Origin of the sequence: Micromonospora fluostatini (genome assembly GCF_050410825.1) — a bacterium.
GTDB classification, from domain to species: domain Bacteria; phylum Actinomycetota; class Actinomycetes; order Mycobacteriales; family Micromonosporaceae; genus Micromonospora; species Micromonospora rosaria.
The window spans coordinates 4,410,039-4,422,369 of the sequence record NZ_CP191251.1 but is presented as its reverse complement, the minus strand read 5'-3'; the positions used below and the strand labels follow the sequence as shown (position 1 = coordinate 4,422,369).

Sequence of the window (12,331 nt, the reverse complement as noted above, 5' to 3'; positions counted from 1 at the left end):
TCGGCCGGCGTGCGCCTGTTCGGACGACCGCGACAGGTGAGTCGGATACGGCGCCGACCGGACATGGAATTTCCAGCCGACGACCGACGGAATTCCCACCGTGAAGGAACGGCGCACCGGAAACTGGCGACGTATTCATCGAGGCCCGTTTCTGCCGTGACACCCCGGCGACGTGCTGCCGAGGGGACCGCCGGAACGCTGCCGGTACGGTGGACGGTGTACCGTTCCGGGGGTATAGTCCCCTGTGGATTATCGTCCATTCGCCAATGCACGTCAGGTTTCGGAGTTCGCGTACGCCCGGTCGTTGTGTGCGTCATTGCTGTTCCGGGTTCGACGCCGCAATTTATCCGATCCGTAATCCGATCCGGATTCCGGGTTCGGGCACCTTCGAAGTCGGACGGCGGATGGTGCTGTTCCTCGGGCCGACAATGGCAGTCGGGCCTCGCCGTGCGTCGACCGGCCGGGCCACGGCGTGGCGGACGGGAGGTGAACGGGGTGGATCCCGTCGACGAGGTGACCGCCGACCGCACCTTCACCGTGCCCAAGGGGCGGGCGGCGCGGCTGCTGCCCGCCCTGTTCCGTGCCGTCGGCTTCACCGCCGAGCAGGTGGTGGCGACGCTGGGCGCGACCGACCCCGTCGACCTGGTCAGCAACACCGGCACGTACGCCCTGTTCACCGACCACCTGTCCGACCAGTTGTGCCGCACCCCGGCCGGGCTGCTGACCCAGCTCTTCGTCCGGAACGCCCCGGTGCCGGCGGACGACTACCGGACGGTCCTGCCGGAGGAGCTGCGCCGGGCGCTGTACTGCTCGGGCATCGTCACCGGCACCACCGACCTCGTCCGGGGGCGGTTCTCGGTGACCCCGGTCGCGTCCCGGTACTTCCTCTCCGACCAGCTCTTCGCCTTCGACGACGCGGGGGACGTCGAGCTCACCGACGGGGTGGACGTGGTGCTGCCCCCGCACGCCTCGTCGATGGCGCTGCTGCGGTACGCCGCCGAGGCCGAACCGGGCGGACCCCTGATCGACGTGGGCAGCGGCTGCGGCGTGCTGGGCGTCAGTCTCGCGGCCCGGCACCGTTCGCTCACCGCCCTCGACGTCAACCCCCGGGCCGCCCACCTGTCGAGGGTCAACGCCGAGCTGAACGGGGTCGCCGCCCGGGTGCTGGTCGAGGACGTCACCACCGGCGGGTTCGCCGTGCCGGACGGCAGCCTCCTGCTGTTCAACACCCCCACCACGATCCGGTACGCCGACGAGGGGCGGCCCTCCGCCGCCATGCCGCCCCGGCGGGCACTGGAGAGCGTCGTCGGCCTGCTCCCGGCGGGCCGGGGCTGTCACGCCCGGTTGTTCCTGGTGGTCGAGGTGCCCCGGGGGGGCCGGTCGGCGAGCGACCTGGTGGCGAGCTGGCTCACCGACGTCCCGGTGGACCGGCTGGACGTCCGCGAGATCCGCGACTCGGCGGCCTTCGTCCCGGCCGCGATGATCTCGCAGGGGCGGGTCGATCCGCAGTGCCCGCTGCTGCGGCACGGCGGCGACGCGCCGCTGCTCGCCCGCCACCTGCGCGACCGCGAGATCCACGAGGTGGTCCCGGTGACCGTGTCGGTGTCGCGCTGACGTCGCCCGCCCGCGTACCCGTGCACACCACCGCCGGGGCGACCGGGCCGGTCGGTAGGGTCTTCCCAGACCGGAGACGCCGCGCCGGGACGCCCGCCCCGGGCCGGCGTCCGTGACGAGGAGGCTGGCCGGCACCGTGGCGCGGACACTGAGGATCACCACCCGGAACGCCACCTTCCAGCAGTGGCAGGCCCTGCTCACCAACCGCACCAAGCGGCAACGGGCGGGCGGGTTCCTGGTGCAGGGAGTCCGGCCGGTCTCACTGGCGGTGGAGCGCGGCTGGACGATCCGTACCGTGCTGCACACCGACGGGCCGGCGCTGTCCCGGTGGGCCCGGGGCATCCTGGCCGACGCCGGGGCCGCCGAGCGGTTCGCGGTCGCCCCGGAGCTGCTGCGCGAACTCGGCGGCAAGGACGAGGAGGCACCGGAGCTGCTCGCCGTGGTCGAGCTGCCCGAGGACCGGCTCGACCGGATCCCCACCGGCCCGGACCGGCTGGTGCTGGTCTTCGACCGGCCGACCACCCCGGGCAACGTCGGCACCCTGGTCCGCTCGGCGGACGCCTTCGGGGCCGCCGGCGTGGTGATCACCGGGCACGCCGCCGACCCGTACGACCCGAAGGCGGTCCGGGCCAGCACCGGCTCCCTCTTCGCCGTCCCGGTGGTCCGGGCGCCGAGCCACCGGGAGGTCCTGGACTGGGTCGCCTCGGTCCGCGACACCGGGGTACCCCTCACCGTGGTCGGCACCGACGAACACGGTGACGTCGACGTCTTCGGGCACGACCTGACCGGCCCGACGGTCGTCGTGGTCGGCAACGAGACGCACGGGCTCAGCGCGGGTTGGCGGGAGGCGTGTGACCGGATGGTCCGCATCCCGATCACCGGCTCGGCGAGTTCGCTGAACGCGGCCACGGCGGCGACCGTCGTCCTCTACGAGGCGACCCGCCAGCGCGCCCGAGCATGAGCCGGCGGGTCGGAGCGGCCCCGTGTCCGCCCCGACCCGCCCGGCCCGGTCAACCCGCCCAGCGCACCCCCTCGGCGATCCGGGTCAGTTCCCGGATGACGGCGGGGTCGGGGCGGGGCGGCTCCGCCGACACGACCAGGGGAGCCTGCCGCACCATCTGGACGGAGAGCCGCCCGCCGTGGAAGTCGTCGATCACCAGCGTGTCGCCGTGCCTGGTGAGGTGGGCCGGTCGACCCTGGATGTCCGGCAGGCGGGTCATCTCGGTCAGTGGCACGGCGTGCGGGTCGCCCGCCCCCGGGGCCCAGCCGATGCCGTAGCTGGTGCCGTCGTCGGTCCGGGCCCGGTCGATGTGCAGGCCGTCCTCGGTCGTGCCCTCGATCCGGTCCCCGGTGATCTCTCCGGAGCCGTCCTGGTAGCTCACTCCCGTCGCGCCATTCCTGGTCCACATGTGCGCGAGGTGCTGCCCGGCCGGCAGGTAGCTCAGCGCGAACGGCGTGCGCAGCGTCTCGGTCGTCTGCTCGCTGACGCCGCGCGCGATCCGCAGGACGGTGTCGTCGAGACCGCTCTGGGCCGTGTCCCCCGGTCGGCCGTGGCCGTACTCCAGCTCCGCCCACCGTCCGGAGGGGAGGACGAACTGGACGAAGGACCGGGTGGGCAGCGTGGCGATCTGCCCGAACCCGCCGTTCACCTCCGTCGCGGTCCAGCCCGGCGACACCGACCGGTCCCGCCAACGCGGCGGGTGGATCGACGCGCTGAGGTAGGGGCCGTCGACCAACGAGTAGAACACGATCTGCGTCTGCGGGCCGCAGGTCCGTGCCGGTTGTTCCGCCAGCCCCTCCGGTAGCCAGTCGAGGTACAGACGGCACTCCTGCGGCGGCACCTCCTGGGCCACCGCCGGCGGGCCGCTGCCGGGCAGCGAATCGCCCGGGTCGGTGGGGAGCAGGGCGATCCCGGCGGTGAGGGCGAGCACCGCGATCCCGGCCGCGCCCGAGGCCGCGTACCGGCGGTGGCGTCGACGTCGGCGGATGCCGGCGTGGACCCCGGCGAGCACCTCGACCGGGTCGGGCGTGTGCCGTTCCCCCTCGGCGAACGCGTCGGTCAGTCGGTCGTTCATCGGCTTGCCTCCAGTTCCAGATCGAGCCGTAGCGTGGCGAGGGCCCGGGACCGCCAGACGCGGACCGAGCCCAGGGCGCAGCCGAGCACCTCGGCGATCTCGCCGTCGGAGAGCCCCTCGTAGTAGCGCAGCACCAGCACCGCGCGGTGCCGGGGCGGCAGCTCGGCGAGCCGGGCCCACAGGTCCGCGCGGTCGGCGTGCCCGACGGCGTGGTCCGGGTCGTGTTCCACCGGATCCCGCCGGGCCTGCTCCAGCGCCGCCCGCCGGGCCCGTCGCCGGCGCAGCGACAGGTACTCGTTGAGGACCATCCGGCGCAGGTAGAGGTCGGGCCGGTCCATCCGGCCGATCCGTTTCCACCGGGCGTGCGCCCGTACCAGCGAGTCCTGGACGATGTCCTGGGCGAGGTCCCGGTCGCCGGCGAGCACCGCCGCGTACCGCAGCAGCGCCGGCAGCCGGGCCGTGACGACCTCGTCGAAACTCTCCATCCGCCACCTCCTGCTCTGGAAACGTCACGGCGGCCGGGATACGTAACCAGGGAACGCCGGTTTCCTGTTTGTCGGCTTCACCGGGGTTGACCCGCGTCGGTCCGGGTAGCGTCGGGGACATGCGCTACGTGGAACTCGACACCCCGAAGCCCATCTCCCGCATCGGCCTGGGGACCTGGCAGTTCGGGTCCAAGGAGTGGGGGTACGGCCCCGACTACGAACGTCGGGCCGCCGACATCGTCCGGCGTGCGCTCGACCTCGGGGTCACCCTCTTCGACACCGCCGAGCTGTACGGCTTCGGCCGCAGCGAGCGGATCCTCGGCGCGGCGCTCGGCGAGGACCGGGGCAAGGTCGTCGTCGCCAGCAAGATCTTCCCCCTGTTGCCGGTCGCCCCGGTGGTGCAGCAGCGGGCGGTCGCCTCGGCGGCCCGGCTCGGCGTCGGCACCATCGACCTGTACCAGGTGCACCAGGCCAACCCGGTGGTCGCCGACACCACCACGATGCGCGGTATGCGCGCGTTGCAGGACGTCGGACTGGTCGCCGAGGTCGGGGTGAGCAACTACAGCCTGCGCCGCTGGCAGTTCGCCGAGGCGGCGCTCGGTCGGCGGGTGCTCAGCAACCAGGTCCGGTACAGCATGATCGATCGGGGGCCGGAGGAGGACCTGCTGCCGTACGCCCGGCAGGCCGGCCGGATCGTGCTGGCGTACAGCCCGCTGGCACAGGGCTTCCTCTCCGGCCGGTACGACGCGCGGAACCCGCCGAGCGGGGCGGTCCGCCGGGCCAACCCGTACTTCCTGCCGGAGAACCTGGAACGGGGCACCGGGCTGATCACCACGCTGCGCGAGGTGGCCGACGCGCACCAGGCCACCCCGAGTCAGATCGCCCTGGCGTACCTGCTGCACCACCCCAACGTGGTGGCCATCCCCGGGGCGTCCGGCGTCGAGCAGATGGAACGCAACGCCGCCGCCGCCGAGATCGATCTCGCCGACGACGAGTACGCCGCGCTCGCCACCGCCGCCCGGGAGTTCCGCCCGGTCACCGGGCTGGCCGCCGTACCCAAGATGATCCGGGCCCGCGCCGGACGGTGACCGCGCCGACCGGGTGACCGTGGGTCGCGCGGCCGTCACGTCCGGCGCCGGTCGCCCGGCGGCGGGTGAGCTAGCGTGGGGCGGGTGACTGGAACCCCTCCGGTGCCCCCGGCCGACCTGCCCGGCACGCTCGGTGCGCTGCGGGCGTCCGGGTACCACCCCCGTACCGTCAAGCAGGAGCTGCGGGACAACCTCCTGGCCCGGATGCGGGCCGGCGAACCGCGCTTCCCCGGCGTCGTCGGGTACGACGACACGGTCCTGCCCGAGGTCGAGCGGGCCCTGCTCGCCGGCCACGACCTGGTGCTGCTCGGCGAGCGCGGCCAGGGCAAGACCCGGCTGATCCGGGCGCTGGCCGGGCTGCTCGACGAGTGGACCCCGGTGCTCGCCGGCTCGGTGCTCAACGAGGACCCGCTGCGACCGCTCACCCCGGCCTCCCGGGTGCTGGTCGCCGAGGCCGGGGACGACCTGCCGGTGGCCTGGCTGCACCGCTCGCTGCGGTACGGCGAGAAGCTCGCCACCCCGGACACCAGCGTCGGTGACCTGATCGGCGACATCGACCCGATCCGGGTCGCGCAGGGGCGCAGCCTCGGCGACCCGGAGACCATCCACTTCGGCCTGGTACCCCGCACCAACCGGGGCATCTTCGCCGTCAACGAGCTGCCCGACCTCGCCGAGCGGATCCAGGTGGCGCTGCTCAACGTGCTGGAGGAACGGGACATCCAGGTCCGGGGGTACCAGCTCCGGCTCCCGTTGGACCTGCTCCTGGTGGCCAGCGCCAACCCGGAGGACTACACCAACCGGGGGCGGATCATCACCCCGCTCAAGGACCGGTTCGGCGCGGAGATCCGTACCCACTACCCGCTCGACCTCGACCTGGAGCTGGCCCTGATCCGGCAGGAGGCGGACCTGGTCGCCGAGGTGCCGGAGCACGTGCTGGAGGTGCTCGCCCGGTTCGCCCGCGCGGTCCGCGAGTCCCCGTCGGTCGACCCGCGCTCCGGGGTCTCCGCCCGGTTCGCCATCGCCGCCGCCGAGACGGTGGCCGCCGCCGCCCTGCGCCGCAGCGGACTGCTCGCCGCCGGGGACGCGGAGACCGAGGCGGCGGTGGCCCGGGTGGGGGACGCGGTCTCGGTCACCAGCACCCTGCGCGGGAAGGTCGAGTTCGAGAGCGGCGAGGAGGGGCGGGAGACCGAGATCCTCGGCCACCTGCTGCGTACCGCCACCGCGGAGACGTTCCGGGCCCGGCTGGCCGGTCTGGACCTGTCCGGGTTCACCGGGCTGGTCGCCGACGGGGCCGTGGTCGAGACCGGTGAGCTGGTCGCCTCCGCCGACCTGCTGCGCCAGGTGGGTACCGTCCCCGGGCTGGCGAAGGTGCTGGACCGGCTCGGGCTGGGCGACGCGCCGACTCCGGCCCAGGCCGCCGCCGGGGTCGAGTTCGTGCTGGAGGGGCTGCACCTGACCCGCCGGCTGGGCAAGGACGTCACCGAGGACGGCCGGGCCCGCTACGGCAGCCGGGGCTGACCCGTGACCGGCAACCGGTTCCGGTACGGGCAGTGGCGCGGCGGCCCCGACCCGCTGGCCGCCCCGTACGACGTACGGGAGGCGGTGGACTCGGTCGGCGCGCAGGTGCTGGCCGGCGGCAGCCTGCGGGAGGCGCTGCGGGACCTGCTGCGGCACGGCCCGAACGACCGGGGCGGTCTGGACGAGCTGACCGCGCGGGCCCGCCGGCTGCGCCGGGAGGCGCTGCGCCGGGGCAACCTGGACGGTGCGGTGACCCGGGCCCGTGCCCTGCTCGACCAGGCGCTCGCCGCCGAGCGGGACGAGCTGCGCGGCCGGGACGACGACAGCGCCCGGTTCGCCGAGACGGTGCTCGACAACCTGCCCCGCTCGACCGCCCGCGCCGTCGAGGAACTGGCCGGGTACGCCTGGGCCAGCGACGAGGCCCGGCAGGCGTACCGGCAGATCCTGGACGGGCTGCGCGACGAGGCGCTCGGGCAGCGGTTCGCCGGGATGCGGGACGCCGCGCGGGCCGTTGCCGACCCGGCGGTGCAGGAGCGGGTCGCCGAGCTGATGCGCGACCTCAACGCCCTGCTCGCCCGGCACGCCCGGTCGGAGGACACCACCGACGCGTTCGCCGAGTTCATGCGACGGCACGGTGAGTTCTTCCCGGAACGGCCGCGCGACGTCGACGAGCTGGTCGACGTCCTGGCCCGCCGGGCGGCGGCCGGGGAACGGCTGCTCCGGTCGCTCACCGACCGGCAGCGCGAGGAGCTGTCCGGGCTGCTGCGGCAGTCCCTCGGCGACCGGCTCGCCCAGGAGTTGGCCGCGTTGGACGCCACCCTGCGGGGGCTGCGCCCCGACCTGCCGTGGGGGCGGGGCGAGCGGGCGCGCGGGGAGCGGTCCCTGGGCTACGGCGAGGCGACCGGGCTGCTCGACGAGATCGCCGACCTGGACGACCTGCTGGACCAGCTCGCCCAGGAGCACCCGGGGGCGACCCTGGACGACGTGGACGTCGACGCGGTGGCCCGCACCCTGGGCCGGGACGCCGCCGACGCGGTGGGCCGGCTGCGCGAGCTGGAGCGGGAGCTGCGCCGGCAGGGCTGGGTGACCCGGGACGCCGACGGGTTGACCCTGAGCCCGAAGGCGCTGCGCCGGCTGGCCGGCACCGCGCTGCGGCGGGTCTTCGCCGACCTCTCCGCCGGGCCGCGCGGCCAGCACGACCTGCGCGCGGCCGGGGCCGCCGGCGAGGTCAGCGGGGGCTCCCGCCCCTGGGAGTACGGCGACGAGCAGCCACTGGACGTGGTCCGCACCCTCACCCGGGCGGTCCGCCGGGCCGGGCCGACCGTCCCGGTACGGCTCGCCGTCGAGGACTTCGAGGTGGTGGAGACCGAACGGCGGGCGTCGGCGGCGGTGGCGCTCTGCGTCGACCTGTCGTACTCGATGATCTCGCAGGGGCGGTGGGGGCCGATGAAGCAGACCGCGCTGGCCCTGTCGCACCTGATGGCGACCCGGTTTCCGCAGGACGCGCTGCAGATCGTCGGCTTCGGCCGCCGGGCCGCCCCGCTGACCCAGCTCGAACTGGCGGCCGTGGAACCCGATCTGGTGCAGGGCACCAACCTCCAGCACGCGTTGCTGCTCGCCGGCCGGCACCTGCGCCGGCACCCGGACGCCGAGCCGGTGGTCCTGGTGGTCACCGACGGCGAACCGACCGCCCACCTGGACCCGACCGACGGCGAGGCGCTGTTCCACTGGCCGTCGCTGCCGGAGACCGTCGAGGCGACGATCCGCGAGGTGGACCGCCTCACCCGCTACGGCGCCACGCTCAACCTGTTCATGCTCGGCGACGACCCCGGCCTGCGCCGTTTCGTCGAGGCGGTGGCCCGCCGCTCCCGGGGCCGGATGTTCACCCCCGACCCCGACGACCTCGGCGAGTACGTCGTCTCCGACTACCTCCGCGCCCGCCACGGCCGCCGCTGACCCCGCCTCCTGTCCGTGGCTGCTCTGTCGTCCGTGGGCTGGCCCGGGTTGGTCGCTTGGGCTCCGAGCTGGGTGAAGCTGTTGCCGCTCCTTTCGAACTGCCCCGTCCATGGGACCAGGAAGGGCTCGCGTGGACCAGTGCCTGGGCCGAGCGGACTGCGCGGAGCCCGGCTCCCCGGGCGATCAGGCGGTCTGCCCGGCGGGTGGGGTCCCGCGAACGGGGGCCGCTTCCATGGGTGGGGCGGCGGCCCCGGGTGTTGGGCGACCGGCGGATGGGTGGTCCTATGGGCGGGGCAGCTCGAAAGGACGTCGACGAGAGGTTGCCGGCGTCGATCCGCACGCGATGATCGGCCGGGAGGCCGCCAGCGCGAGGCCGGTCCCGTCCGGGTGAATCGGGTGGGTGAGCGGGCCAGGCGTCGTCTCCGGGCACGGTTGACTACAGGGTATGGAGAGCGGCCGGCTGCGGCAGGTGTACGAGGAGGTGCTCGCGGAGGTCGACACCGGGGGGTTCGGACCGCCGGCCGAGGGGGACCTCACCGCCGAGCAGATCGTGGCGCACCTGGTCGCCAACGACGAGTTGATGATTGAGGCGACGGAGGCGGTGCTGGCGGGCTCGCACTTCGCCTACTACGACCTGCAGACCATCCACCGGCCACAACTGGACGCCCTGGTCGCCGAGCACGGTGGGCTGGCCGGGCTGGCGGCTCTGCTCCACGAGACCAGCCAGAAGCTCTGCGCGTTGGTCGAGCGGCTCGGGCCGGCGGCGCAGACCCCGGTGGAGACCCACCTGCGGGAGGGGTTCGCGCTCGTCGTCGACGAGGTGCTGCCCTGGGACCGCACCCTGGACCTGCACGCCCGGGTGCACCTGCCCGCCCACCTGGAGCAGTTGCGGGCGTTGCGCCCCGCCGGCGCCGCCCCGGCCGGCTGAGGCTCAGCGGCGGAAGGTCCGACGGTACGCCGAGGGGCTCACCCCGATGCGCTGGTGCAGTTGCTGGCGGAACGCGGCGGCGGTGCCGAAGCCGGCCCGGTGCGCCACCTGGTCGACCGGCAGGTCGGTGGTCTCCAGCAGCAGCCGGGCGTGGTCGGTGCGCTGCTGCAACAGCCACTGCACCGGACTGAGCCCGGTCTCGGAGCGGAAGTGCCGGACGAAGGTACGCACGCTCATCCGGGCGTGCCCGGCCAGGTCGCGGAGGGAGAGTGGCTCGTGCAGCCGCTGCCGGGCCCACTCCCGGGTGGCGGCGACGCCGGTGCCCGGCCCCCGGGGGACCGGTCGCTCGATGTACTGCGCCTGCCCGCCGTCCCGCCACGCCGGCACCACGCACCGCCGGGCCGCCCGGTTGGCGACCTCGCTGCCGTGGTCGGTCCGCACGACGTGCAGGCACAGGTCGATGCCGGCGGCCACCCCGGCCGAGGTGAGCACCCGGTCGTCGGCGAGGAAGAGCACGTCGGGGTCGAGGTCGACATCCGGGTACAGGGCGCGGAAACGGTCCGCGTGCGCCCAGTGGGTGGTGGCCCGACGGCCGGTCAGCAGGCCGGCGGCGGCCAGCACGAACGCGCCGGTGCAGACCGACACGATCCGCGCGCCGCGGTGGTACGCGGCCCGCAGCGCCGTCGCCACCTCCGTCTCGACGGTGCCGTCGAGCAGCGCCGACCCGCCGTGCACCCCGGGCACCACCACCGTGCCGGCGGACTCGACCAGTTCCAGGCCGTGGTCGGGCAGCACCTGGAAGCCGGCGCTGCTGCGCACCGGCCGGCCCCCGGCGGTGCAGACCCCGACCGTGTAGAGGCCGACCCCCTCGGCGGTACGGGCGGTGCCGAAGACCTGGGTGGCGGTGCCGAGGTCGAAGGCGACCACCTCGTCGACGACGAGCACGGCGACCTGGTGCGGGGTGGCGGTCATGGCCAGATTATTGCGCACAATGTCTTTCCGGCCACTCGTCGGCGGCCGGCGCGCTGATCAGACTCGGTCCGTGAACCGCTCCCGTCGCCTGCACCCGGCCTGGATCGTCGCCGCCGTCGCCTTCGTCGCGCTGGTCGGCGCCGCCGGGTTCCGGGCCACGCCCTCGGTGCTGATGCACCCGCTGCACGCCGAGTTCGGCTGGCCGCTGGCCACCATCTCCGCCGCCGTCTCGGTCAACCTCCTGCTGTACGGCGTGACCGCGCCCTTCGCCGCCGCCCTGATGGACCGCTTCGGCATCCGGCGGGTGGTGGCCGTCGCGCTGACCCTGGTCGCGCTGGGCAGCGGGCTGACCGTCTTCATGGGCTCCAGTTGGCAGTTGATCCTCTGCTGGGGCGTGCTGGTCGGGCTCGGTACCGGCTCGATGGCGCTGGCCTTCGTCGCCACGGTGACCGGGCGCTGGTTCGTCAAGCGGCGCGGCCTGGTGACCGGGGTGCTCACCGCCGGTGGGGCCGCCGGGCAACTCGTCTTCCTGCCCCTGCTCGCCGTGCTGGTCGCCGACCACGGCTGGCGGGCGGCGGCGCTGGTGGTCACCGTGGCCGCGCTGGCCGTCGTACCCCTGGTGGTCTGGTTGCTGCGCGAGCACCCGGCGGACCTCGGCCTGCCGGCCTACGGGGCGACGGAGGTCGTGCCGCCCGCGCCGGTCACCGGCGGGGCGGCGTCCCGGGCGCTCGGCGCGCTCGCCACCGCCGCCCGGACCCGGCCGTTCTGGCTGCTCGCCGGCGGCTTCGCGATCTGCGGCGCGACCACCAACGGCCTGGTGGGTACGCACTTCGTGCCGGCCGCCCACGACCACGGCATGCCGCAGACCACCGCCGCCGGGCTGCTCGCCCTGGTCGGGCTCTTCGACATCGTCGGCACGATCGCCTCCGGCTGGCTCACCGACCGGGTGGACAGCCGGCTGCTGCTCGGCGCGTACTACGGGCTGCGCGGGCTCTCCCTGCTGGTGCTGCCGAGCCTCTTCGCCGCCACCGCCGAGCCGAGCATGCTGGTCTTCATCGTCTTCTACGGGCTGGACTGGGTGGCCACCGTCCCGCCGACGGTGGCGCTGTGCCGGGAGTACTTCGGCGCGGCCGGCGCGGTGGTCTTCGGCTGGGTCTTCGCCGCGCACCAGGTCGGGGCGGCGATCGCCGCGACCGGGGCGGGGCTGGTCCGGGACTCCCTCGGCGACTACGCGCTCGCCTGGTACGTGGCCGGGGCCCTGGCGATCGGTGCCGCCGTGCTCTCCCTGCTGCTGCGTCGCCGGGAGCCGGCGCCGGTACCGGTGCCCGTGCCCGCTGTGCCGGCACCGCCCGGGCCCTGGAGCTACCGGGGCTGACCGGGTCACTCGACGACCGTGACGTCCTTCCAGAAGGCCACCCGGTCGCGGACCGACTCGGCCTCCGGCTTCGGGTCGGGGTAGTACCAGACCGCGTCGGCGCTGCTGGCGCCGTCGTGCTCCAACGAGTAGTAGGAGGCGGTGCCCTTCCACGGGCAGACGGTGTGCGTGGCGGAGTCGCGCAGCACCTCGTCGCGCAGGGCGGCGCGGGGGAAGTAGTGGTTGCCCTCGACCACGACGGTGTCGTCGCTCTCCGCGATCACCAGGTCGTTCCAGATGGCTTTCGGCATGACGTCAGCCTATGCCGCCCCGCTCACCCG

The 12,331-nt window shown here is 74.4% G+C and carries 11 protein-coding genes; 7 read left to right on the top strand and 4 right to left on the bottom strand.

The annotated features are described in order from the left end of the window. Window positions 1-495 precede the first annotated feature (495 nt). Window positions 496-1,614 carry a methyltransferase gene (locus ACQUFX_RS19325; protein ID WP_428961767.1) on the top strand — a complete coding sequence of 373 codons (1,119 nt, stop codon included), beginning with the start codon at window positions 496-498 and terminating at the stop codon, window positions 1,612-1,614. A gap of 136 nt (window positions 1,615-1,750) precedes the next feature. After that, window positions 1,751-2,575, top strand: coding sequence for an RNA methyltransferase (locus ACQUFX_RS19320; RefSeq protein WP_428961765.1), 825 nt, complete (start codon window positions 1,751-1,753; stop codon window positions 2,573-2,575). Between the two features lie 49 nt (window positions 2,576-2,624). Here ACQUFX_RS19320 and ACQUFX_RS19315 read toward each other — a convergent pair whose 3' ends face one another. Together ACQUFX_RS19315 and ACQUFX_RS19310 are read right to left on the bottom strand one after the other, a co-directional pair. Beyond that, entirely contained in the window at window positions 2,625-3,689 is a 1,065-nt protein-coding gene (locus ACQUFX_RS19315) for a hypothetical protein (protein WP_428961764.1), read from the bottom strand. Beyond that, complete coding sequence (locus ACQUFX_RS19310; RefSeq protein WP_428961762.1) at window positions 3,686-4,174, bottom strand: SigE family RNA polymerase sigma factor; 489 nt, start codon at window positions 4,172-4,174, stop codon at window positions 3,686-3,688. The genes ACQUFX_RS19315 and ACQUFX_RS19310 overlap by 4 nt, the downstream gene beginning before the upstream one ends. A gap of 119 nt (window positions 4,175-4,293) precedes the next feature. Here ACQUFX_RS19310 and ACQUFX_RS19305 point away from each other — a divergent pair, with 119 nt between their 5' ends. From ACQUFX_RS19305 to ACQUFX_RS19290, 4 genes are all read left to right on the top strand, one after another. Next, window positions 4,294-5,262: an aldo/keto reductase gene (locus tag ACQUFX_RS19305; RefSeq protein ID WP_428961760.1), complete on the top strand. Its 969-nt coding sequence runs from the start codon at window positions 4,294-4,296 to the stop codon at window positions 5,260-5,262. An 84-nt stretch (window positions 5,263-5,346) separates the two neighbouring features. Further along, window positions 5,347-6,780, top strand: coding sequence for a sigma 54-interacting transcriptional regulator (locus ACQUFX_RS19300; RefSeq protein WP_428961759.1), 1,434 nt, complete (start codon window positions 5,347-5,349; stop codon window positions 6,778-6,780). 3 nt (window positions 6,781-6,783) lie between these two features. Beyond that, window positions 6,784-8,736: a hypothetical protein gene (locus tag ACQUFX_RS19295; RefSeq protein ID WP_428961758.1), complete on the top strand. Its 1,953-nt coding sequence runs from the start codon at window positions 6,784-6,786 to the stop codon at window positions 8,734-8,736. 445 nt (window positions 8,737-9,181) lie between these two features. After that, a complete protein-coding gene (locus ACQUFX_RS19290; protein WP_428961757.1) occupies window positions 9,182-9,664 on the top strand; it encodes a hypothetical protein in 483 nt (160 codons plus the stop codon). A gap of 3 nt (window positions 9,665-9,667) precedes the next feature. Here the strand turns inward: ACQUFX_RS19290 and ACQUFX_RS19285 are convergent, their stop codons facing one another. After that, on the bottom strand, window positions 9,668-10,636 hold the full coding sequence (locus ACQUFX_RS19285) for a GlxA family transcriptional regulator (RefSeq protein ID WP_428961755.1): 969 nt from the start codon (window positions 10,634-10,636) through the stop codon (window positions 9,668-9,670). A 70-nt stretch (window positions 10,637-10,706) separates the two neighbouring features. On the opposite strand from ACQUFX_RS19285, the gene ACQUFX_RS19280 reads away from it, so the two are divergent. After that, the gene (locus ACQUFX_RS19280) at window positions 10,707-12,011 is read left to right on the top strand and encodes an MFS transporter (protein ID WP_428961754.1); all 1,305 of its coding nucleotides are present in this window, start codon (window positions 10,707-10,709) and stop codon (window positions 12,009-12,011) included. Between the two features lie 5 nt (window positions 12,012-12,016). On the opposite strand, the gene ACQUFX_RS19275 is transcribed toward ACQUFX_RS19280, so the two are convergent. Then, window positions 12,017-12,301 carry a DUF427 domain-containing protein gene (locus tag ACQUFX_RS19275; RefSeq protein ID WP_067363003.1) on the bottom strand — a complete coding sequence of 95 codons (285 nt, stop codon included), beginning with the start codon at window positions 12,299-12,301 and terminating at the stop codon, window positions 12,017-12,019. Window positions 12,302-12,331 lie beyond the last annotated feature (30 nt).

Excerpts from the sequence above, each read along its gene's own strand:
- ACQUFX_RS19290 (WP_428961757.1), top strand. The coding sequence starts at position 9,182 with ATGGAGAGCGGCCGGCTGCGGCAGGTGTACGAGGAGGTGCTCGCGGAG.
- ACQUFX_RS19275 (WP_067363003.1), bottom strand. The coding sequence starts at position 12,301 with ATGCCGAAAGCCATCTGGAACGACCTGGTGATCGCGGAGAGCGACGAC.
- ACQUFX_RS19310 (WP_428961762.1), bottom strand. The coding sequence starts at position 4,174 with ATGGAGAGTTTCGACGAGGTCGTCACGGCCCGGCTGCCGGCGCTGCTG.
- ACQUFX_RS19285 (WP_428961755.1), bottom strand. The coding sequence starts at position 10,636 with ATGACCGCCACCCCGCACCAGGTCGCCGTGCTCGTCGTCGACGAGGTG.
- ACQUFX_RS19305 (WP_428961760.1), top strand. The coding sequence starts at position 4,294 with ATGCGCTACGTGGAACTCGACACCCCGAAGCCCATCTCCCGCATCGGC.
- ACQUFX_RS19315 (WP_428961764.1), bottom strand. The coding sequence starts at position 3,689 with ATGAACGACCGACTGACCGACGCGTTCGCCGAGGGGGAACGGCACACG.